The 24389-nt window shown below is 43.0% G+C and carries 13 protein-coding genes; 8 read left to right on the top strand and 5 right to left on the bottom strand.

Annotation, left to right across the window (positions count from 1 at the left end):
- Positions 1 to 119 precede the first annotated feature (119 nt).
- Positions 120 to 932: a hypothetical protein gene (locus DEO27_RS22570; RefSeq protein ID WP_112568854.1), complete on the top strand. Its 813-nt coding sequence runs from the start codon at positions 120 to 122 to the stop codon at positions 930 to 932.
- A 281-nt stretch (positions 933 to 1213) separates the two neighbouring features.
- Here DEO27_RS22570 and DEO27_RS22565 read toward each other — a convergent pair whose 3' ends face one another.
- The 4 genes from DEO27_RS22565 to DEO27_RS22550 all read right to left on the bottom strand — a co-directional run bounded on the left by DEO27_RS22565 (position 1214) and on the right by DEO27_RS22550 (position 6292).
- Positions 1214 to 2602 (bottom strand): glycosyl hydrolase family 18 protein, encoded by a 1389-nt coding sequence (locus DEO27_RS22565; RefSeq protein WP_190295196.1) that lies wholly within the window; start codon positions 2600 to 2602, stop codon positions 1214 to 1216.
- A gap of 171 nt (positions 2603 to 2773) precedes the next feature.
- The gene (locus DEO27_RS22560; protein ID WP_112568850.1) at positions 2774 to 4186 is read right to left on the bottom strand and encodes a glycosyl hydrolase family 18 protein; all 1413 of its coding nucleotides are present in this window, start codon (positions 4184 to 4186) and stop codon (positions 2774 to 2776) included.
- Between the two features lie 367 nt (positions 4187 to 4553).
- Positions 4554 to 5735 carry an alginate lyase family protein gene (locus DEO27_RS22555; protein ID WP_112568848.1) on the bottom strand — a complete coding sequence of 394 codons (1182 nt, stop codon included), beginning with the start codon at positions 5733 to 5735 and terminating at the stop codon, positions 4554 to 4556.
- 95 nt (positions 5736 to 5830) lie between these two features.
- The gene (locus DEO27_RS22550; RefSeq protein WP_112568846.1) at positions 5831 to 6292 is read right to left on the bottom strand and encodes an SMI1/KNR4 family protein; all 462 of its coding nucleotides are present in this window, start codon (positions 6290 to 6292) and stop codon (positions 5831 to 5833) included.
- 223 nt (positions 6293 to 6515) lie between these two features.
- Here DEO27_RS22550 and DEO27_RS22545 point away from each other — a divergent pair, with 223 nt between their 5' ends.
- A complete protein-coding gene (locus DEO27_RS22545) occupies positions 6516 to 7046 on the top strand; it encodes an OmpA family protein (RefSeq protein ID WP_112568844.1) in 531 nt (176 codons plus the stop codon).
- Between the two features lie 62 nt (positions 7047 to 7108).
- On the opposite strand, the gene DEO27_RS22540 is transcribed toward DEO27_RS22545, so the two are convergent.
- Positions 7109 to 7570: a DinB family protein gene (locus DEO27_RS22540; protein WP_190295195.1), complete on the bottom strand. Its 462-nt coding sequence runs from the start codon at positions 7568 to 7570 to the stop codon at positions 7109 to 7111.
- Positions 7571 to 7717: 147 nt separating this feature from the next.
- Between DEO27_RS22540 and DEO27_RS22535 the strand changes: the two genes are divergently transcribed.
- The 6 genes from DEO27_RS22535 (at position 7718) to DEO27_RS22510 (ending at position 24386) form a co-directional block, all read left to right on the top strand.
- The gene (locus tag DEO27_RS22535) at positions 7718 to 11230 is read left to right on the top strand and encodes a carboxypeptidase-like regulatory domain-containing protein (RefSeq protein WP_112568840.1); all 3513 of its coding nucleotides are present in this window, start codon (positions 7718 to 7720) and stop codon (positions 11228 to 11230) included.
- Positions 11231 to 11509: 279 nt separating this feature from the next.
- Entirely contained in the window at positions 11510 to 13222 is a 1713-nt protein-coding gene (locus DEO27_RS22530) for an arylsulfatase (RefSeq protein ID WP_112568838.1), read from the top strand.
- A 47-nt stretch (positions 13223 to 13269) separates the two neighbouring features.
- Positions 13270 to 15747 carry a glutaminase family protein gene (locus DEO27_RS22525; RefSeq protein WP_112568836.1) on the top strand — a complete coding sequence of 826 codons (2478 nt, stop codon included), beginning with the start codon at positions 13270 to 13272 and terminating at the stop codon, positions 15745 to 15747.
- A 532-nt stretch (positions 15748 to 16279) separates the two neighbouring features.
- The gene (locus DEO27_RS22520) at positions 16280 to 19384 is read left to right on the top strand and encodes an AsmA family protein (protein WP_190295193.1); all 3105 of its coding nucleotides are present in this window, start codon (positions 16280 to 16282) and stop codon (positions 19382 to 19384) included.
- Between the two features lie 328 nt (positions 19385 to 19712).
- On the top strand, positions 19713 to 21356 hold the full coding sequence (locus DEO27_RS22515) for a tetratricopeptide repeat protein (RefSeq protein WP_112569051.1): 1644 nt from the start codon (positions 19713 to 19715) through the stop codon (positions 21354 to 21356).
- Positions 21357 to 21614: 258 nt separating this feature from the next.
- A complete protein-coding gene (locus DEO27_RS22510) occupies positions 21615 to 24386 on the top strand; it encodes a TonB-dependent receptor (RefSeq protein WP_112568832.1) in 2772 nt (923 codons plus the stop codon).
- The last annotated feature ends 3 nt before the right edge of the window (positions 24387 to 24389 follow it).

The raw sequence follows: 24389 nt of genomic DNA, 5'->3' as shown, positions 1-24389 counted from the left end.
AATACCATATCGGGTTAAAAATAAAGGAGCAGTGGTTTAACTGATTTTATTTGCCGGTTGATAAGGGGCAGCTTTGAACTATTAACAGAAAATTATCCTTATCAAACCATCAAATTATCATGAAAACCGAACATTTGGCCGAAAAGATCATAGCCGTTAGTATCAGCCTGTTGCTGCTGCTATCACATGCGCCTAAAGTATTTGCTCAAACAGATACCATCCGTGTAAAAGATAAGCGCTTGCTTACCTCAACGCTTAAACCGGGCTTAAAGCAATACCTTGTGTATTTCCAAAATACTAAAGACAGCCACAGTCTTAAATTCTGGCTTTGGCTACGCGATATAAACCTTGAAACCCTTAACGGCGAAAAAGTATTTACCGTAACCCAGCACTGGTATGGCAATGATAGTTCATCGTATCGCTCTGTTTATTCTATTAACAAGGTTGCCGATTTCTCGCCTCTTTATCATTCAGAAACTATCGGAAAAAAAACAAAAGCCTTTAACTGGGCTCCTGATAAAATTACAAGTGCCGATACCGTTGCCAATAACGAGGCAAAGAACTTTAAGCTTGATTTTACTTTCCCTAACCTTAACTGGAATTTAGACATTGAAACCTTTGAGATGTTACCGCTGGCCGAAGGCAAAAGTTTCGCTATCCCATTTTACGAGGCCGGAATCCCGGCGCCGCTTTATGTGTTTTATAAAGTAACCGGCAGCGAGGTAATATCAACTTTAGATGGTAATAAAGTAGATTGCTGGAAGCTGTACAATGAAAGCGATTACAATGGCCGTCATTTTACAGAAACGTACTGGATCAGTAAGAAGAACCACGAGTTTTTGAAAGAGGAAGATGCTTTTGGCGGAGGCTATCGGTATAAAATAAAAATGATGGGTGCCGCCACTAATCTGCTGCCGAGGTTTGTAAAGTAAATTTGATGAAAACAAGAATATATACTGTTGTCATTTCGAACGAACAGGTTGGGGGGAGTGTGCGGTGAGGGAGAGGAGAAATCTTCTACACCTTGCATTTGTGCTTATCAAGGCGTATAAGATTTCTCTTTCGCCCCGGCGCTCATGCCTGGTCTGGCTCAATTGAAATGACATTCTTCCTTGATTCGCAATAAAACATTAACACCTATTCCTTTGAAAAGCAGCCGGGGCTATGATTTCAGTATCATAGCCCCGGCTTTTTGTATAAGCAGTTAATAGCTTTATTGGTTTAAGCCAAAAGCTTCCCAACCTGAAGCAGCGGCCCGGTTACAGGTCATGGCTTGTGTTCCGTTTTCGCTGGAGATGAATTTACCATTGTTGCCACGCAGGGTGATTTTACCATCGGTAGTAACTATCCAGTCAAACTTTTCCCAGTCGCCTGGTGTGGTACGATTACAAGTGATGGCTTGTGTGCCATTTTCTGACGATACATATTTGCCCATGCTGCGCAGATAGATTTTACCTCCGCCTGCATCTAATACCGTGAAATGTTCCCAGTCGCCCGCGGTAGTGCGATTGCAGTTCATGGCTTGCGTGCCGTTTTCGCCACTTACGTATAGGTTATTAAACCCTTTGAGCGAAATAACGGTACCAATTGGCGGAGACGATGGCGGTGTTGTGCTGCCATTGATAACAGAATTGATTGCTGATAGCAGGGAGTTTGCGCCTGTAACATCCTGCGATAATTCCCACATCATGATACCGCCGCCCTGGTTAATGGCCAGGGTAGTTTTACTTTTAATGGTTGGGATACCATTGTAGCCAATACCGTTCCAGGTATCCGAATTAGGGCTGCCGCCGCCCGCAAGGATATCGGCATAAGAAGTGTAAGGCTCCCTCCCATAAAACGGAACCCCTAAAATGGCCTTGGCCTTAGGCAACCCGCGACCGATCCAGTAGTTTAATGATGCTTGCGCCAGTGCGTATGGTGAGTGGTTTGAGCCATCACCGTCATAAGCCATCAGGTTCAGGAAATCTACATAACCAAATACGCTGTTCAATACGCTTGAACCATCGTTGGATATTACTGCCGCGGTTAACAGCTTACCCTGGTTGTGAAGCGCTGTGCTTAACTGTGACATTAAGGCTGCGTAGTTGTTAGCAGAAGCGCCGTCATCAGGATATTCCCAGTCGATGTCGATGCCATCCAGGTTGTATTGATTGGCAAAGCTGACAAGGTTGTTTACAAAATTGGTACGGGATGTTGCGTTGGCAGCCAGGGTTTCAAAGGCGCTGTCATCGCCATTGTTCCAGCCGCCAAACGATACCAGGACTTTAACGTTATTGGCATGGCCGGTTGATACCAGGCTTTGTAGTTTAGATACGTTATCTACAGCGCCAATGCCACCCGACGGAGTAGGCGGTACAAAGGCGTAATTGATATGGGTAAGCTTCGAGAACTGAACCGCGCTTACAGCGCCGGCCCAGCTTGGCAGATAGCCTACCACTTTAAAACCGGGAACTGCCTCAACAGCCACCGATTTTTGAGGCGCATTATCAACCGGAGCGTTGGGCTGATTGGCTGAAAAATTATCCTTACGACACGATGAAAGCGCAAAGAAAACTACTGCTATGCACCATAGCAGGCGGGAGTTTAAAGTTGTTTTCATAATTTGGTTTATTGGTAATTGGATATGTTTTTTTGATCCCCTCTTGAGAGGGGGAGCGATGGAATGAGTAGTAGCAGGGCTGTGTTTATCGACATTCATATCGCTTATATAAAACACACCCCTACACCCCTCTCAAGAGGGGAATCGCTCGAGTCCCTGTTCTAAATGTTTCTATTGATTCAGCCCAAAAGCTTCCCAGCCTGAAGCGGTGGCCCGATTACAGGTCATGGCCTGGGTGCCGTTTTCGCTGGAGATAAACTTGCCATTGTTGCCGCGCAGGGTAATTTTACCATCGGTGGTAACTATCCAGTCAAATTTTTCCCAGTCGCTTGGTGTGGTACGGTTACACGTAATAGCTTGTGTGCCATTTTCTGACGATACATATTTGCCCATGCTGCGCAGATAAATTTTACCGCTGCCTGCATCAAGCACCGTGAAGTGTTCCCAGTCGCCGGCTGTAGTTCGGGTACAGGTCATGGCCTGGGTGCCGTTTTCGCCGCTCACATATTTACCGTTGAAGCCCTTCAGCGAAATTACCGTGCCGATAGGCGGCGTATTTGGTGGCGTGGTAGTACCGCCTGTAATAACGGAGTTAATGGCCGAAAGCAATGAATTAGCCCCGGTGGCATCACCACCCAGGTCCCAGATCATCATACCACCGGCCTGGTTAAGCGCCAGTGTGGTTTTGCTTTTAATGGTTGGGATGCCGTTATAGCCAAAAGTTTGGAAGGTATCCGAATTAGGGCTACCGCCTGCGGCCAGTACATCAACATAATTCATGGTCGAGTAATCGTACCGGTTATCCCTTGCGTAAAATGGAACACCCAGTATAGTTTTGGCAACAGGTAAACCGCGGCCAGCCCAATAGCTTAAACAATCAACCGCCGATTGGTAAGTGGAGTGTTGGAAGTTGTTATCATCATAATCCATGATGTTGATCCAATCGAGGATGGTGAACATGTTGTTGGTAACATAAGTTGCGCCAACCGAGATAGAAGCAATGGTACATACCCTGCCGCCGTTGTGCATTGCGGTTGATAACTCCTGTAGTAACAGGTAAAAATTATTTGTTTCGGTACCTGCGGATGGGAATTCCCAGTCGATATCAACACCGTCAACATTGTACTGGTTACAAAAGTTAACCATGTTGTTAACAAATGCGGTACGGTACCCGGCATTAGCAACAATAGGATGGAAGGCATCGCCGCCACCGCCACCACCGACTGATATAATAACTTTAACATTATGACTATGCGCGTTTGATACCAGGGTAGTAAATTTTGAAAGGTTATCAAGCGGGTTTAGTCCCCCGGTGTTTGTTGGGGTAAGGAAAGCGTAGTTAACATGGGTTAATTTACTGTACTGTACCGCGTTTACATCGCCCTGCCAGCTGGGGAGGTAACCAATTACTTTAAATGAGGCAACCGGAACCGCATTGTTAACAGCAACTGTTTTACTACTGTTATCGGCGTTAGCGTCGCCACCGGTTTTAAACTGGTCCATATTATCCTTTTTACAGGATGATAGTGCAGCCATCGCGACCAGGAACAGGCCAAGGAGGTAAGAGTTAGATTTTGATCTCATAAGTTAAGTTTGTTAAGTGGTTTTTGATGTATTATTTGGTTTATAAATAAGCCGGACAATAAAACATAAACCTGTTAACCAAATTCATGATACTTATGAATATCATATACTAATATCAGGAAAGGCGCGTTAATAGGTGTAATAGATGTTTTGGTATGAGTAAAATTATATAAACATCTAATTATAAATACCTAATAATAACCTCAATACGATTCGATCGCAAGCGTAGTAGTGCTTTTGTAGTGCAATCTTAACAGGGAAAATCCTCCTTTTTGGCAAAGAAATATTTTTGTGATACGCTTAACTCACAGTTATATACTATTATAGTAAGGGAAAATGGGTAGTTGGGGTAAATCGCTTACCCGGTTTAAAACCAGATAAGCGGGTGCCTGATAGGTAAATTACGGATAACTTCTTCAACCTGAGGGTTATGATCCAGTTTTTGCCAGATTGTTAACCACGCGTTTTCACGGTAAGCGTTAGCGCCGAACAACAGGAATGGCTGCGCAACCGGCCAGTTATCCCAATACATCACATCGGGCTTTAAAGTCCATTTGCTTTTATCTGCTACAAAAGGATATAAATAAGCTATCCCTTTTTTAATGGATTTGCCATCAGGTGTTTCAAAGTTCCATAAATTATCCTGTGGGCCTGAAAGGATCTGGCATAACATGGTCATGGCATCAAGATTGAAAATGGAGTAACCATAAGGCTTGGTACGCTCTAACTCTAAAGGAAAGCTGCCATCGGCACCCATTTGGCGTGGCAGTAGTATAGTTTTATAGCGTATCCGTACTGAATCGAGCACTGCATTGTTTTGACAAAGTTTTGCAAACGAGGCTACCTGCATAGCCCAGCAGGTGGCATGGTTGTTTTTAACGTCCCTTTCCTGCATACCGGGCTTGCTGGTCATGAGCCAGTTTGTATAGTCGGCAAACCATTTTTTTACTCCCGATTGGGTAGCTGGGTCCATAGCTTTCTCCATCACAATAATACCCTGCGCAACTTCCATCAGGTGAATGGTATCGATAATGCCATAATTGCGACCGGTGAATTGACCTTTAACAGCCTGGGCGAACCACAGGCTCGGGTTCATCATGGTTTCGGGATCCATAAACCAGGCTTTAAGATGGATCACAGCCTGATTTACATATTTTTCGTCTCCGGTTAGTTTATAAGCCGAAGCCAGCGCGCCGATGATCTTGCTGAAACGGATCATGGCTTTGCGGTGTTCAACAAAGTTATCCGGGTTGGTCATACCATCGCGGTTGATGTATGGCCCTTCAGGATTTTTAGGATCTGGCCAGAAATAATCGGCCTCCGAAAAAAAATCGTGCTTACCGCCGGCGCTTCTGGGCGATGATGACGAGGTAACCGTAACCGGCTGCTGCTGCATGGCCCAGGCTGCTTCGGTCATTATTTGTTTTTTGAGGGTTTTTTCGGCGATTTTTTCGGCAGGGGATTTATCGGAATCGGCTTGTTTGGGAGTAAAGGCAAATTGCGAAAGCGTTGTAACGGTAATTAATATTGCGGCAAATAATTTTTTCATGGCGATGGTTTATTATGGTGCGCCAAGATAATAATAGGCCCGGGAATTGGGTTGGTGTTTTTAGCGTGTAGGGGATTTGAAGGGGGATTTTAATATTATTTCCGGTTTTTAGCAGCGATTGCATTTGTCCAGTCATATAAACCATCCTTTTCAAATACACCACCTATTAAAAAGTGCTGGATGAACTCAAAAAATGAAGTGGTTAATACTAATTTGTTTTGATCTTTATCAGTGCACGTTATTTCGTAGTAATTATTTTCAGCTGGATTAATGATCAGTTCCCAAAGATCACTGTAAATCAGGAACTCAGCAATATAAAGAGAGTTGCTGTGAATAAGTTCATTAAGCGGGACAATGCGAAACAAGTCCTCATCCGACATGAAGCCGTTAGTGAACTGGTAAAATTGCCGGATATCGTCAGGTAACTTTACACCTGCGCTGATCTCAAATTCGTATATCTCCAGGTCTGTTGCACCCGCGTACAGGGTAATGTCGGTTTCATGCAGCTGATTTTTTAGATAATTAATGATATCTGTAATTGATTTAATGAGATGCACGGTGTAGGTTGTTTACGCTTTTAAGTTATAGCAAATATAAATTGATTGTATGAGGAAATAGTACTGATAACATTTGGTTTGATGCTTTTTATTAGGCAAATGGCATAACTATTGATTAAATAATCTACATCTGTACGTAAAAAGCTTTATTTAACCATAAAATTATGGTTGGGCACTATAAACATTATGCCAACGTTTTTTATGTTTACGCAAATCATTAGATATGAAAACTCTAAAAACACCTTTATTAGCTCTTGCAATAGCTGTTTTAGCTATCACTACCCAAGCCTGCAAAACCAAAAAAGCCGTGGTGCAAACACCACCGCCGGCTCAGCCAGCACAACCTGCAACGCCGCCGCCAGCTCAAAAGCCGGTGCAAACTCCACCACCGCCGCCAGCTCCGGCTCCTGAAAAACCAGACTATAATTTTACCAATATCCAGTTTGAGTTTAACTCAGCAGTGTTAAAAACTGCTTCTTACCAAACGTTAGATCATATTGTTAAGGAACTGAAATTAGATCCGTCGGCTAAATTCATTTTGAATGGTAACGCTTCTGCCGAAGGTACAGCCGAGCACAATCAGTCATTATCTGTTGATAGAGCAAACTCTGTAAAACTATATTTAGTTAACAGCGGTGTTAACGGCGATAATCTGACCGTAAAAGGTTGGGGCGAAAGCAAACCAATTGCTGATAACTCAACCGAAGAAGGCCGTGTACTTAATCGCCGTGTTGAAGTAAAGTTAGCACAGTAAGTAAAAACTTTTAATAAATGTAAAAGGCAGCCCATTGGGCTGCCTTTTTTTGTTTTACTCAATTATTCGGTACCGTTTACCAGTTGAAAAATGGTGAACAGGTGATGGGCCTCATGCAGTACAAAAAACTCGGTCCATTTTGAAATGGTAAGCCTGCCATATTTTGGGTGTACGCCAATGCGCGATAGTTCCGCATCGTTAAGCCCGGAGAGCAGATCGAAAATTGTTGCTCTGTCTGCTTTTATAATATCCAGTAGTTCAGTTAGTCCCATCGATCTGAAGGGCGTGAACTCGGGATCAAGATCGCCGTTATAACGTTCGAATACGGGGGTATCCTCGTTAAGTATCTGATGTATTCTGCCTATAAATATTTTCTGGTAGCGGGTCAGATGCGCTATATTATCCAAAGCGCTCCATTTACCGGGTGCGGGTGGCGCGCCAAGTTTATCGTTACTTATACCAGCTATCAGTTCCGCTATAGCAAGATGCTGGTTTCTTAATCTTTCGGTGAGTGAATTATACATTTTGACATTTGCGATAGAGCGGAAAGTTAGCATAAAATGCTGTGTTGGTTTTAGTAATAATATTTAATAACTTTATTATTACCATAAACCGACTAAAAGTTTCGGCGCCAGCTGTTTACTTTATTACATACCTAAATCGTTTGCATTATGTTAAAGAAATTGTTTCTGTACTATTTGATGGTTTCACCCTTTTGGTGCCTGGCTCAAACCAGGATAACAGGCAGGGTTGTCAACGCAACAGATAAAAAAGGTATCGCGAACGCAAGCGTATTTTTAAGTAATGCAACTGTTGGGGCAAAAACCACACCCGAAGGAACGTTTACCCTTGCCGACGCCAAAAATGGTAAATATGAGCTGGTAGTTTCCATTGTTGGGTTTGAAACCTATAAGCAAAACATAACGGTAACGGGTGCCGATGTGACTTTGCCCGATATTATCATGTCGCCTAAAACCTATGCTTTAAAGGAGGTAATTGTAAAACAGCACACCGACCCCAATCGTGCGCAGTATTTAACAACTTTTAAAGAGCAGTTTTTAGGCAAATCGGAACTGGCCGATCAATGTAAAATTCTGAATCCGGAAATGCTTGATTTTGTCTACGATGATGACACGAAGACACTAACGGCATCTTCCGTTGATTTTTTGAATGTTGAAAATCGTGGGCTTGGTTACCGGGTAAAGTATCTTATCACAAATTTTATTTATGATGATAAAGACATTTCAAACAGGAAACTGCACTATGAGGGTTCTGTGCTGTTTGAAGAGTTAAAAGGTACGGCATCACAACAGAAAGACTGGCAAAGGGCAAGATTGCAGGTTTATAAAGGATCTGCTATGCATTTTTTACGTGCATTGCAGGCTAAACATTTGGATGAGGAAGGGTTTCGTGTATTGCAGTATGCTAACCCTGAACGACGGGACCTGCCTAAATCACTATTAAGCAAAAGAGGGCGCCCAATACTGATGACCTATCCTTTAAATGAGGATGAAATGATGGTTAAAACCGATCAGATTGGCGTACATGCCCTCGGTTGTGATTTTGATTCGTTCCATATCACTTATAATGAAGATCATCGTTTTACGAAACGCGGGCAAATGAATAATATAAACAGTTCCGCTAACCATGATGTAACGGTTTTGAATTTTAACCTGCCTTACGCCCTGTTTGATGATAATGGGGCCCTGCTTGATCCTAATAGCGTAACATATAGCGGCGCATGGGGCAATAATCGGGTAGCCGAACTTTTGCCTGTTGATTACGAGCCTTTAAACACTCAGGCCGCAAGTGAAAAACCAGGATTGACCGATGTTATAAATAAGCTTAGAAATTACAATGCTTCATATACTGCCGAAAAAGTTTATTTGCATTTTGATAAACCCTACTATGCAGCCGGCGATACTGTTTATTTTAAAGCTTACGTAACCGCGGGCGACCGCCACGAACTATCGGATATAAGCGGTGTGTTGCATGCCGAGTTGATCAATACAGCAAACAGAATCGATCAGTCAGTTAAACTACAGATAACTGATGGTGTGGCCTGGGGGGATTTTGCCCTACCGGATACTTTGCCTAAAGGGAATTATCATATCCGGGCGTATACCAAATGGATGCAAAACCAGGGTAGTAACAATTATTTTGACCGGGAAATTAAAATTGGATCGATCAATAATAAAATAGCCGAAAGCGCTACTAAAGCGCCGTTGCCGGTTGTCGCCAATAAAATTGATGTGCAGTTTTTTGCCGAAGGCGGCAATATGATTACCGGCATTCAATCTAAAATAGCCTTCAAGGCTATTGGTGCCAATGGAACGGGTGTAAATATCAGCGGGATTATTACCGATGATGAAAATAATCAGGTAGCCACATTTGCTTCATCGCACCTGGGGATGGGATCTTTTTACCTGAAAGCCCAACCTGGTAAAAGCTATAAAGCCGAACTTAATTATGCCGACGGAACAAAAAACACTGTCAACCTTCCTACACCTATAGATAATGGAATTAGCTTATCTGTTGATAATAGTGAAATTCCTCGTGCTATTGTTAAAATCAATGCTGCTGATGCTTTTTACAAGCAATATAAAGGACAGGAATTTACATTGCTCATTTATTCCGGCGGCACCGCTTCAACTATTGCCTGCAGGTTAGATAGTCAGACAATAACACGTGATATTTTAAAGCGACGTTTAAAAACCGGGATAGCTACCATTACATTATTTTCTGCTGCTAATGAGCCCCTTTGTGAACGCCTGATTTTTGTGCAAAACTACGACCAATTGAGCCTGGCTGTTAACAGTCCCAAAACAGATTATAAGAAAAGGGAAAGGGTTGATATCAGCCTGAATGTAAAGAACAGAGCGGCTGATCCGTCAGTTGGCCATTTTTCGGTATCAGTTATAGATGAAAGCAAAGTTCCGGTAGTTGAAAATTCCGAACATACTATACTAACTGATCTGTTGTTAACTTCAGATCTGAAGGGAAATGTAGAACAGCCCAACTATTATTTTACCAATGTGAATGACGAAACAACGAAAAACCTGGATCTGGTAATGCTTACTAATGGTTATCGTGGTTTTGAATGGAAGTCTTTATTAAGCAGCTCTTATCCGGCTATAGCATACCAACCTGAAAAGGGTTTGGAAATAAGCGGCAATGTAAAGCATTCAGGAGGGAGCGCCATGCATGAAGGCACTGTTTCTTTAATCTCTTCGCAACCAACAACGGTGTTAAGTCAACCAGTAGACGATAGGGGCGATTTTGCATTCAGTAACTTGTTCTTTACCGATACCGGCAGGTTCATTTTACAGGCTGTTACAGCCAAAGGTGATAACTCAACAAGATTGACTTATAACAAAAACAATCAAAAACTGCCAGTATCGTCATTCGGCTTAAACGTCGTACCCAATGATATTAATTTATCAATGACGAACTACCTTGAAAATAACAAGTTACGGCAAGAGGATTATTTGAAGTATAACAAAATAAAAATGCTGAAAGAGGTGAAGATCAAGGCCGTTAAAAAGAATGAATACCGCTCATCTGCATTAGGGGGGCCGGGTAGTGCCGATCAGGTGATACAACTGGGGCAGCTTCCTGTTTCTGGTTCGTTAACTCAAATGTTAGAAAGCAGGGTACACGGCGGACGAGCGTACGCAATGTTAAAGGGCGATTTTGATGGTTTAGTAATTTTGGATGGGGTGGCAATGGATAGTCATATTACAGCGGGCGGAATACCGGGCGGAGGCCCGCTTGATTTTATAAGTGCCTCGGATGTAGAAACAGTAGAGTTTTTTTACAATGCAAATGCCGCATTATATGGAGTGCGGGGTGGGCATGGAGTAATTGTGATAACCTCAAAATCAAAAGGGGGGCTTACTGAAAAAGAAATCACATCAACCGGGATATTACCAATTTCGGTTCCCGGATTTTATAGAGCGCGTGTATTTTACTCACCTAAATATGAAAATCTTGAACAAGCAGGTAACCGCCCCGATTTGCGGAGTACTATTTATTGGCAACCGGAGCTGGTAACAGATAAAAATGGCCAGGCGTTGTTTAATTATTTCAATGCCGACGGAGCCGGCTCATATCGAGTAGTTATTGAAGGAATTGATGAGGATGGCAATTTGGGGCGGTTGGTGTATCGGTATAATGTTCAGTAATAAATAGGGGTACCTTATAGCTTAGTTAATAATGCAAATTACCGGGTCGTACCGTGTAAATGCCGTTCCTTTAGCCTGATCGGCATTTTGTCTCAAGATTGATACGATTTTACCAAGTATTGAGCCATTTTGTGCAAAAGGATTGTTTTAATTTGGAACGTGCAAAACTGTTCGTTGTGCTGTATGTTCAGGCATAATAGCTCCGGCCATTTTTAACCTTCCTGCATTTATTGAAAACATAAATTTTTACCAGCTCTGGCGCAGGTAATATGATCGCCTATGAATAAATATAAACTATATGCCGGTTTGTTTTTTACCGGTACGATAGCCCTTGTTTCGGGTGCGTGGCAAATAAGGGCAGTCAAACAACCTGAGCCACCAAAAAAACGCCCTAACATTATCGTTATCATGGCCGATGATATGGGTTTTTCTGATCTGGGCTGCTATGGTGGTGAGGTTAATACGCCCAACATCAATTACCTCGCTCAAAATGGCATCCGCTACAGGCAGTTCTATAACACATCACGTTGCTGCCCAACAAGGGCTTCGTTACTTACCGGTTTATATAATCAGCAGGCAGGCATCGGCAAAATGACCGAGGCTGAAGACGAGCCTGGCTATCTTGGTCATATCACCGATAATGCTGTAACCCTTGCCGAAGTGTTGAAATCTGCCGGTTATCACACGGCAATGTCGGGCAAATGGCATGTGTCAAACACCAATGGCCAGCCTAACGCCCAGGATCAGTTAGCCTGGTTAAATCATCATAAAGATTACCCTGAGTTTTCGCCGATCAGCCAGTACCCAACCAGTCGTGGGTTTGAAAAGTTTTTCGGTACCATTTGGGGCGTGGTTGATTTTTATGATCCGTTTAGCTTGGTTAGCGGTACAACGCCTATTAAAACAGTTCCTAAAAACTACTATCATACAGATGCTATTAACGATACAGCGGTAGCTTACATCAAGGGCTATGCTAAATCGTTAAAGCCGTTCTTTTTGTACATTGCCGAAAACGCGCCGCACTGGCCGCTGATGGCAAAGCCTGAGGATATTGTCAAATATAAAGACACGTACAAAGGTGGCTGGCAGGCTATCCGCGAAGCGAGGTACAAAAAAATGGTAAAGCTTGGCCTCATCGATCCAACAAAAACCAAACTGTCCGACCGATGGAAGGGCGATCTGCAATGGGAAAATAATCCTGATAAAGCATGGGACGCAATGGCCATGGCTGTTCACGCCGCCATGATAGATAGGATGGATCAGGGTATTGGCCGTATTATTAAAACACTGAAAGAAATCGGTCAGCTGGATAACACGCTTATTGTTTTCCTGTCGGATAATGGAGCCAGTGCCGAAAATTGTGCCGCTTACGGTCCCGGATTTGACCGCCCGAATGAAACCCGCGATGGCCGCAAAATAGTTTATGCCACTAAAAAAGAAGCATTGCCGGGTCCGGAAACTACTTATTCATCCATTGATCCCCGTTGGGCAAACGTAGCCAACACCCCTTATGAGTATTGGAAAGCCGAATCATACGAGGGCGGCATCCATACCCCGATGATCGCTTTCTGGCCCAAAGGGCTCACTGCCAATAAAGGTGGTTTTAGCGACCATGTAGGCCATGTGATGGATTTCATGAGCACATTTGTTGAACTGGCCGGCGCTCAATATCCTAAAACCTATAAAGGGCATAATATCCCGCCAACTACAGGCATTAGCCTTGTGCCAAGCTTTAAAGGTAAGCAATCGCCCGGTCATGAAGATCTGTTTAACGAACACTTTGGCGCGAGGTACGCGCGTTCAGGAAACTGGAAGCTGGTATCGCTAAGTAATGATACCACCTGGCATTTGTATGATCTGTCGCTGGATAAAACCGAAACTACCGATCTGAAATCAAAACACCCGGAAAAGGTGCACCAGTTGGATAGCCTTTGGCATGTCTGGGCAAATACGCACCAGGTTTTTCCAAAGCCCGGCAATAAGAGTAAATAATAGAAACCCAACAATAAACATTAAAACCAAAAAGTAAAACGTAGTTTATGAATCGCATTTTCAAAAAAACGTACCTCCTTGTTTCCGGACTGGCGGCATCGTTTGTTGCACAAACAGCGTTGGCTCAGGACAAGATGCCATCTTATCCGCTGATCACGCACAACACTTATTTCAGTATTTGGTCAAACACCGATAAACTGAACGAATCAACCACCAAACACTGGACAGGAAAAGACCAGTCATTATTGGGCCTTATTAAGGTTGATGGTAATTACTACCGTTTTTTGGGTGCATCGGCCGTTAATTATAAAACCATTTTGGCTGCTACCGACGAAAAATCATACACCAGCCAGTACCAGGCCGAAACTACTCCGGCAGAAGGCTGGGAAAAACCGGGCTTCAATGACCAGGCCTGGAAAAGCGGTGCTGCACCATTTGGCGACGAGCGCGCAAGCAAAGGCACCGACTGGAGAGGCAAAGACATTTGGGTTCGTCGTAAATTTAATGTTGCTGAATTACCAAAAGGCCGTTTGATGCTGAAAATCTATCATGATGATGAAGCCGAAGTATACCTGAATGGTCAGCAGATTGCTACCGAAGGTGGTGCTAATGGCGATTTTGAAACTGTTGCATTATCTGCCAGTGCAAAATCAAATTTAAAAGTAGGCGAGAATGTTTTGGCTATCCATTGTAAAAACACAGGTGGTGGCTCATTTGTTGATGCCGGTTTGGCCGAGGAAGTATTGAGTAAGGATGATGAAGCCGTTAAACTGGCAGATCAAACCAGCGTTAAAGTTACCGCTACCCAAACAGTGTATAACTTTAAAGCAGGTGAGGTTAACCTGAAACTTACTTTCACTTCGCCGCTGGTTATGAGCGATCTGAAATTGCTTACCACCCCGGTATCATACATTACTTACCAACTAAAATCGATTGATGGTAAAGCACATGATGTTCAGATTTACCAGGGGATCTCAACTAACCTTGCTGTAAACACGCCATCACAAGAAGTTACTGCATCAAAATACAGCCAGAACGGGCTTAAGTTGTTAAAAGCAGGTACTGTTGAACAACCTGTATTGCAGAAAAAAGGTGATAACGTACGTATTGACTGGGGCTATGTTTATGTAGCTTCGTCAACAGCGGGTGCTAAACAATACATCACTCCTGAAGGCGATGCGGTATCATCATTCCTGGGAGCACAAACAGGTGAAGCTACGGCAACAGGTAAACAATTCATGTTAAGCACGGTGTTGCCATTTGGTAAAGTTACTGCTGCCCCGGTTTCTAAATTTATTTCGGTTGGGTATGACGATATCTATGCTATCCAATACTTTAAAAACAATTTAAAGCCATGGTGGAGAAACACCCCGGGCGCTACTATTGAAGGTGTATTAAGCGATGCTACCAAAACTTATGCTAAAGTAATGGGCACCTGCGCAAAAACTGATGCTCAGATCTGGGGCGATGCGGTTAAAGCCGGAGGCGAAAAATATGCTAAACTATGCGTAATGGCGTATCGTCAAAGCATTGCCGCGCACCACGTGGTTAAAAGCCCTGAAGGCGAACTGCTATTCTTATCTAAGGAAAACTTCAGCAATGGCTCAATCAATACGGTTGACATTACGTACCCATCCGCTCCAATGTACCTGATCTACAACCCTGATTTGTTGAAGGGCATGATGAACGGTATTTTCTACTTCAGCGAAAGCGGCAAATGGAACAAACCTTACTCATCTCATGATTTGGGTACTTACCCATTGGCTAATGGCCAAACTTACGGTGAGGATATGCCGGTAGAAGAAAGCGGTAACATGATCATTCTTAACGCCGCTTTGGCAAAGGTTGAAGGCAATGCCAACTACGCAAAAAAACACTGGAAAACATTAACCATCTGGACGGAATACCTTGCCAAATCAGGTTTTGATCCGGGCAGTCAATTGTGTACCGATGACTTTGCCGGTCACCTGGCTCATAATGCCAACTTGTCGGTAAAAGCTATTGTAGCTATTGATGCTTACGGCGAACTGGCCGGTATGATGGGCGACGCAGCTACTGCTAAAAAATACAAGGCGATGGCTAAAGACATGGCTAAAAAATGGCAGGAAAAAGCCGACGCCGGCGACCACTACGGTTTGGTGTTTGACAGCAAAGATACCTGGAGCCAGAAATATAATATGGTTTGGGATAAGGTATTGGGCTTAAAATTGTTCCCTCAAAAAGTATATGATAAGGAGCTTAAATTTTATTTGGCACACGAAAATGAGTTTGGTTTACCATTGGATAGCCGTAAAACCTATACCAAAAGCGACTGGATCCTTTGGACAGCAGCTATGGCGGATAACAAAGCAGATTTTAGCGCTTTAGTTGCGCCGGTTTATAAATTCGCTACCGAAACATCATCACGCGTACCACTAAGCGACTGGCATGAAACTACCAACGGTAAAATGGTAGGCTTCCAGGCGCGCAGCGTAATTGGTGGGTATTATATGAAGACTTTAAGAGATAAATTGGCAGCTAAATAAGCAACTGATTTTGATTAATAGAAAAAGGGAGCCTGCGCAGCAGGCTCCCTTTTTCTATTATACGCTCTGGTCGAAGTTTAGCGATAGCGTAACTTCGTCCTAAAACGATGGAAGCATTCTGCTTCCGCGCCCTTGTGTGGTTTTAATACAATTGCATTTTGCAAGGTTAAGCTGAAAGCTTAACCTGTTTTAGGACGAAGTTACGCTATCGCTAAACTTCGACCAGTTAGGGGTGGTTAACCTATAATACGAGGCTCGAAGCAATCGCACGGAAGCATAGCCGTTTTGCATGGCTACGAGATTGCCACGTCGCCCCAGGCGCATTCCCATTTCGCTCCTCGCAATGACATGATTTATGAAGTACTTAAGCTTTATAGCTATGGTCCTTTTATCACAAGTATCTGTTTAATTGCTGCCTCATTCGTATTACTTTCCCCTAACATTACAATCATCATAATTTGATATCCAATAATTAGGTTTTATGACTATTTTCATGCTTCGTTAGCTATAATAATTTCATATGCCGTTCCCCTTGAAAAAAATATTGGTTAAAACGCTTAAGATAAGCGCTATTACCGTTGTTAGTTTATTGCTGTTGATGTTCCTGTTGCCTTACCTTTTTCCCGAAACTGTAACGCAAAAAATAAAACAATGGGCAGCCGGCAGCGTAAACAGCAAACTTTCGTTTTCAAATACACGCTTATCTTTCTTTAAAAAGTTCCCGTCGCTAACGTTAACGCTTAATGATTTTGTGCTGAATGGCAGCGTGCCTTTTCAGAATGATACGCTGGTTTCGGCCAAGGAAATTTCGCTGGCTATTGATCTTTCTTCAGTGTTCAAAAGCAAGATCAATGTGAACAAGATCTATCTTGATCATGCACTGATCAACATACAGGTGGATAGCGCGGGCAAAGCCAACTATAACGTTTATAAGTCATCACCTCCAAAACAAGATAATAAAGCGGATACCGCCAGCGCTTCGTTAGGAATTGAGCAGATTCTGATAGATAAAAGTCACCTGGTTTATGACGACCGCTCGCTGCCCATGCAGATCAACGCGCGGGAGCTCAACTACAAGGGCAGCGGTGACTTAAGCAAAGATATCTTTGACCTTTATAGCCACGTGGATGCCGCTTCGGTTGATTTTTATTACGGCAACAAAGCTTACGTACTTAAGAAAAAAGTAAATGCCGATCTGGTAACCAGTATTAATACCAAATCATTGGCTTTCGCATTTCAAAAAAACGACCTGCTTATTAATAAGCTCCCGGTTAAGTTTAAAGGCCGGTTTGAGTTCCTGAAAGATGGGTATGATATGGATTTCAAGATCAGGAGCGATCAGAATGATTTGGGCGATGTTTTTACCGCCATCCCTGATGAATACGCCAAATATGTTGATAACATGGATATCAGTGGTAACGGCATCATCCAGCTTGATCTTAGCGGAAAGTACATCGCCTCAAAAAATATTATGCCTAACCTGAGCATCAGTATGAAAGTGCGCGATGGTGCTATCGTTAACAAAAGTACCCCCGCACCGGTTAAAAACCTGTACTTGAACATGGACGCCAGTTTGCCAGGGCTTAATCCTGACAGCTTAAACGTTAATATTGATTCGGTTTACTTCAATATTGGCAAGGACTACTTTGGTTCGGTATTGAAACTAAAGGGGATTAAATCGCCATACATTTATGCTAAAGTGAATACCGAAATTGATCTGGAGCAATGGTACAAGGTTTTTGGTATTAAGCCATTCCAGGTAAAAGGAAGATATGGCTTGCATTTACTGGCCGAAGGTAAATACACTACCGGTATCAGGAAAACGGGGCTAAGGCAAAAGGTTGATACCGTGATAACCAGTATTCCTCAATTTAAACTTAAATCAACCTTCAGAAACGGGTATTTCAAATACAGCAAGCTGCCGCAATCCATCAATAATATCAGTTTTGACCTAGATGCCGCTTGTCCGGATCATAACATTGCCAACGCCACTATGGATGTGCGTAACCTGAACATTAACGCGCTTAATAATTACATAAAAGGCTATCTGAAACTAAGCAATAAGGCCGGAGCTTTAATTGATGCCGGTTTGAATGCTAAATTTCATTTAGATGATATCAAGCAGTTTTACCCGATTGACAGCATTGATTTCCGTGGTGATTTTGATGCTAACCTGCAAAGCAAGGGCAGGTATATTCCTGCCCGCCGGATCTTCCCGGTTACAAACGCCGAGATCAACCTGAAAAACGGATATATCCAAACCAAATACTACCCGCACCCAATGCAAAATGTACAGGTGAGTGTAAATATTTTTAATAATACCGGCTCGTTGAAAGGACTTAAAGTGAATATTAAACCGGTATCGTTCAATTTTGAAGGACAGCCATTTTTGCTGAGGGCCAACCTCCGCAATTTTGACGACCTTGATTATAACGTAGCTTCACGCGGTAGCCTTGACCTGGGTAAAATTTATAAAGTATTTGCCGTTAAAGGATATGATGTAAATGGCTTTGTAAGCACCAATTTTAAACTCAAAGGCAAGCAAAGCGATGCCACCACAGGACATTATGACAAGCTGGATAACTCGGGCAGCATGAAGGTGAAAAACATCAAGCTTACAACCGAGCTTTTCCCAAAACCGTTTTTTATCACCAATGGCGTATTCAGCTTTAACCAGGATAAAATGAAGTTCGACCAGTTTAAGGCCAACTATGGTAAATCGATAGTGGTGCTTGACGGTGCTTTATCCAACGTGATAGGTTATGCCATGCAACCAAATTCGCCCTTAAAAGGGGAGTTTAACCTGAAGAGCGACCTGATCATTGCTGATGATTTTATGGCCTTTGCCGGAGTGCCAGCGTCTGCCAAGCCAACCAAATCGTCAGGTGTAATATTGGTGCCATCTAACCTCGATCTTAATTTTGCTGCTGATGTTAAAAAAGTAAAATATAACGGTTTGGATATCAGCGATGTCAAAGGCGCGATGAACATTGCCAACGGGCAGATAGTACTTAAGCAAACAGGTTTCAGCCTGATTGGTGCGCCTGTGGTAATGGATGCCACTTATGGCAGTATTAATCCGCAAAAAGCATTTTTTGATTATCACATCAACGCCAAGGAGTTTGACATTCAGCGTGCTTACCGCGAGATTAAATTATTCCATGATATGGCTACTTCGGCAGAGCATGTGCAGGGTGTTGTGTCGTTAGATTATAAACTGACCGGCAAGCTCAACAGCGATATGAAACCTGTTTACCCGTCATTGAAAGGCGGCGGTGTACTTTCTGTAAAACAGGTGAAGGTATACGGATTGAAATTGCTGAGCGCGGTAGGTAAAGAAACCGGGCACGACAGCGTTGGCCATGGCGATGTAAAAAAGGTTGATATCAAATCTACTATATCAAACAATATCATGACCATTGAGCGTACCAAAATGCGTATTGCAGGTTTCAGGCCAAGGTTTGAAGGCCAAGTAGGTTTGGATGGCAAGCTGAACCTGAAATTCAGGCTGGGACTGCCGCCTTTCGGTATTTTCGGAATCCCGATGACCATAACCGGCACCCAGGACAAACCTATTATCCATTTGGGCAAAGGCAAAAAAGAAGACGAGCTTAAAGAAACACAGGACGAAGAGTAAGAGACTTTGAGGCGGCCATAGTTGACATAGGAAAAGCGTTGGATAGTGCGATTCCCTCCCCAGGGAGGGTGTAGGGAGGGGTTTTAGCGAGATGTCCCTGTCGTAGCAAAGCTGTATAGCCCCCTCCCTGCCAACACACAATTCCAACACACCCCTCCCGGGGGAGGGAATTAGAAAATTGCCATTGCCAACCAACAAATGTAAAATAGTTAACATATGGCTGTTAGTTAACATTAAGTTCATATTGAAATGCTTTTTTTGTTTGCCTTTTTATGCTCAGGTAGCTGAGGGCGACTTCTTTGCAATGGCACCTGCTCAATTTTCAGATATGATTAAACGCTACATCAGGATTATTCAATTTACATTTTACCTGTTTGTATTAATATCTGGTACATCGGCCTTGGCTCAGTCAAATAAAACAGACCGGTTTGAAAAACTACAGTTGCTTGCACAGCAGCATCCCGATTCTGTACTCCTCGTTCTGAAAAAGATACATGCCGATGCAATTCAGGATAACAATAACCTTACTGCTGGTATGAGCCTGCAGCAAATGGGGCAGATCTGTTTTAACCAGGGACATTACGCGCAGGCGCTTGATTTTTATTTGCATGCCGATAAAGTATTCGGACAGATAGGTAATAAGGACCTGCTGGCCGAAAACTGGGGCAAGATGGGGATCCTGTATTATTACAACAGGCAGTCGGATAAATCATTTCAGTTGTATAACAGGGCGCTAAACCTTTATAAGGCAACAAATAATAAAAAAGGGCAGGCCGAAATATTGGGAGCTATTGGTCACTTATACGAGAAGCATCACAAATATGACAGCTCATTTTACTACCAGCGCCTGGCCCTGAAAAGTTACCAGCGCATAGGAGACGATTACGGGCAGGCGAAAATATACGAGAACCTTGGGAGTATCCACGAAGATCTGGCCAATTACGATTCGTCATATTCCTGCTTTAAAAAGTCATTAGAGATCTACAATAAATACAATAATGAGGTTGCCAGCATTGAGGTGATCAATAACATCGGCGATATTTTACGGAAAACCGGCAAGTATGAAGCGGGGATCCAACAATCGCGCAAGGCTTATGCGCTATCGTTAAAAACTGGAAACCTGTATCAGTTAGCGGCCTCTTGTCGCGATCTGGGGAAGTCATACCAGTTGCTTAACCGCATGGATAGCGCTTACCATTACCTTGAGCTTAGCCGTAAGTATTCGCTTGATGTATACTCGAGGGAAAGTTTGAAGCAAACCTCGTTTTTACAGGTGCTGTATGATATGGATAAAAAAAGCGATGAGATCACACGCCTTAACAACATCCGTAAAACCAACCAGATTGTCACCATTGCCGGTGTTACAATTTCCCTGCTGCTTGTTATACTTGGCTTTGTAACCTTCAGCAGGCAGCGTCTTAAAATGCGCGATCAGCGGGCCTTGGCCGAGCAAAACCGGTCGATATTTGAAGCCCAGCGCGATTTAATGGAGCTGGAACTCAAGAATAAACAGTTGCAGGAAGAAAGTCTTAAGCAGCAACTGGAACTTAAAGGGCAAGAACTATCATCGCACACGTTAAACCTCATCAAGAACAACCAGTTGTTGGAGAGTATGCGCAATACCCTGCAGGATATGGTGAAAGAGGATAAGCGCGATCAGAAACGGCAGATGCAGCAAATCATCCAGCAAATAAACCAAAGCTTTAACCACGAGCAGCACTGGAAGGAATTCACCGTTGCTTTTGAGCAAGTTCACCAAAGTTTTTTTGACAAACTGAAGCAGCAGAGCAATGATCTTACCTCAACCGACTTGCGTTTGATAGCCCTGCTTAAAGTAAATATGGATTCAAAGGATATTGCCGGGTTATTAGGCATCTCTATTGACAGTTTGCGGGTTGCCCGCTACCGTTTACGTAAGAAACTCAACATTGATCAAGGTGAAAACCTTACCACTTTTATACAGGCCCTGTAGTTTAATTGCTGTTGATTTCTTTGTCTTTTTGCAGCTTAACATTAGCTTAATGTAACGGTAACTGAATGATAATGGAGGTTTGTGTTTTTGTTATATTATTGAAAATCAACTAATTGTAATTTTGTGCTGCTGTTGCGTATACGCCTCATGTAACGCTGTTTCCTTTTTGTAACGGCATGTTTTAACAGATGTATTGTTGGTTTAAACACTTTTGCGCCGTCAAAAAGCAAATCACAATTGCATTAATCGTTTCGCAAAATGAAAAAATACTTACAAACATTATTACTCCTGCTTTTGTGTGTTACCGCAGCTAACGCACAAAAGTTAAAAGGTCATGTATATGACCGTAAAACCGGCGAGCCTATGGTGGGGGCCACCGTAAGCCTCGACCGAACGAAGATTGCCACGACCACTGGTCTTGATGGTTCGTTTGAATTGAAGAATGTGTCTAAAGGTTCTTACACTGTACGGGTATCTTATGTTTTGTACACAACCACAACGCAACAGGTAGAAGTATCTAAAGATGATAACCCGCACCTGAAAGTATACCTTGAAGAGTCAAACAAACAATTACAGGAAATCACCGTATCATCTCACGGAAATGGTTCGACCGAAAGAACTGCCCGCCGTATTGAGCAGCAGGCTACGCAGGTAATGAACATTGTATCGGGCAGGGCTATCGAAGTATCTCCCGATTTAACAGTGGCTAATGTTATCTCCCGCGTATCTGGTGTATCTGTTGAGCGTAATACCAACGGTGATGCTCAGTATCCTATTTTACGTGGTATGGATAAACGTTACAACTATACTCTGGTAAACGGTATAAAAATCCCAAGCCCTGATAACAAATATCGCTACGTACCACTTGATATTTTCCCTTCCGACCTGCTATCAAGGCTGGAATATTATAAAACGCTAACCCCTAATCTTGAAGGTGACGCTGTGGGCGGTGCTGTTAACCTGGTAATGAAGGATGCTCCTGAGCGTTTTGAAGTAAACGCCAATATTGCCGGTGGTTACAGCCAGTTGCTTTTAGATCGTAAGTTTATGAGCTACGATTATTCAAGCATCAATCACAAATCGCCTTATGAACTTAATGGTAAAGCTTATCAGGCAACCCAGGCCGATTTTGGTACCGGAACTTTAAACTATACGCTTAAACACCCTGCACCAAATGTTGTTGGTAGCTTGTCATTAGGTCAGCGCTTTTTTAACAACAAATTGGGCGTATTAGTAGCCGGTAGTTACCAGAACACCTATCGCGGTAGCAACAGTATCTTCTACAATACTAAAGTTGTTCCAACAGCCGAGTATGCCGCGGTAACCAGCCGTGCCGATAGGGAGTACTCTGAACAGCAAAAACGTTACGGCGTATTCTCAAAAATCGACTACGTATTAGACAGCCGCAATAAATTGAGCTTTTTTAATACTTATGTTAACTTAACCAGTATCCAGGTTCGCGACGAAAAATCTACCAGTTTCTCAACTGATTATGATCCGGACAAAGGAAACGCGCAGTTAGGTTATTCAACCCGTAGCCGTTTTACCGAACAGCAAATTTACAGCGGAACATTACGTGGTGATCATAAGTTGTTCAACGATAAATTAAAAGTACAATGGTCGGCAGTTTATTCTTCGGCCGAAAACGAAGTGCCTAACAATACTACCATCAGCTTAAATGGTGTGCGCGAAAATTTTGTTGACAGGCGTACTTACCTTACAAACGGTACATCGCTTACACACCGTTGGGAACGCAATACGGATGAGGACAAAGCTGGTTACTTAGACCTTACCTATACCGCGCCTATTGGTGGCGTTAACGTTGATTTCTCTGCAGGTGGTTTATATCGCGATAAAGAACGTACCAGCTTCTATAATAACTACAACCTTACTGCCGCTAACCCAAGTGCGTTGTACGGTACCGATTTTACAAATTATACCCAGCTCAACTTTAACGTAACTAACCCAGCTGGTGCTGTAAATAACTCTTTAACCAATGATGCATCTGAAAAAATTGGCGCAGGTTATGGTATGTTTAAATTTACTACAAAAACCATCCAGGTAGTTGGCGGTGCACGTGTTGAACATACAGACCAGGGCTACAGGATGCTTTTCCCTCAGGGCGAGTCAAGACCAAGCGGTAACCAAACCTATACCGATGTATTGCCAAGCTTAACCTTGAAATACTTTTTAAGCGATAAACACCAATTGCATGCTTCTTATTTCAAATCAATTAACAGACCGGGCTTTTATGAGCTTATTCCGGGTGGAAGAATTGGTGACGAGTATAACGAGCGTGGTAACCCCGATCTTAAACATGCCGTTGCCGATAACTACGATTTAAGGTATGAGTTGTTCCCGGACGCGAGCATGCAATTGTTAGCAGGCGCGTTTTACAAAAGGATCACAAATCCTATTGAGTATAGCTTCCAGGCTGATGCCACACGTGGTCAGGATACCTATTATGTGCCGGGCAACTTTGGTACAGCTAAGAACTATGGTTTGGAGCTTGATTTTACCAAATTCTTTAACAAGTTTGGTGTAAAGGCAAACTATACTTACACCCACTCGCGCATCACTACGCCTAAAGATACTTATGTAACTGATGCTACTACAGGCGATACTCACAAGATTTCGGTAAACCAAACCAGGCCGCTATATGGTCAGTCGGAGCATATTGCTAACCTTTCATTTTTGTATAAAGACACCAAAAAAGGCTGGGATGCGCAAATTGCTGGATCTTATACCGGCCCACGTATCAATACCGTATCGCAGTTCCTGAACAACGACCTTTGGCAACGTGGCTTTATCCAGATGGATGCATCGGCAGAAAAACGTTTCAAAAACAACCTGAGCGTATTTATCAAAGCGGGCAACCTGCTTAACAGCCCGGCTAAGTTGTTCCTGAAAGGTACCAATCCTGAAAACGCGACACTGAAAGATGATAACATCGTAGCAAACGGTCAAACTTTGATCCGTAGTGACTACTACAAGCAAACGTATTTGATAGGTGTTCGCTATAAACTCTAACAT

Source organism: Mucilaginibacter rubeus (assembly GCF_003286415.2).
GTDB classification, from domain to species: Bacteria; Bacteroidota; Bacteroidia; order Sphingobacteriales; family Sphingobacteriaceae; genus Mucilaginibacter; species Mucilaginibacter rubeus_A.
This window is presented reverse-complemented; position numbering and strand designations above follow the sequence as displayed.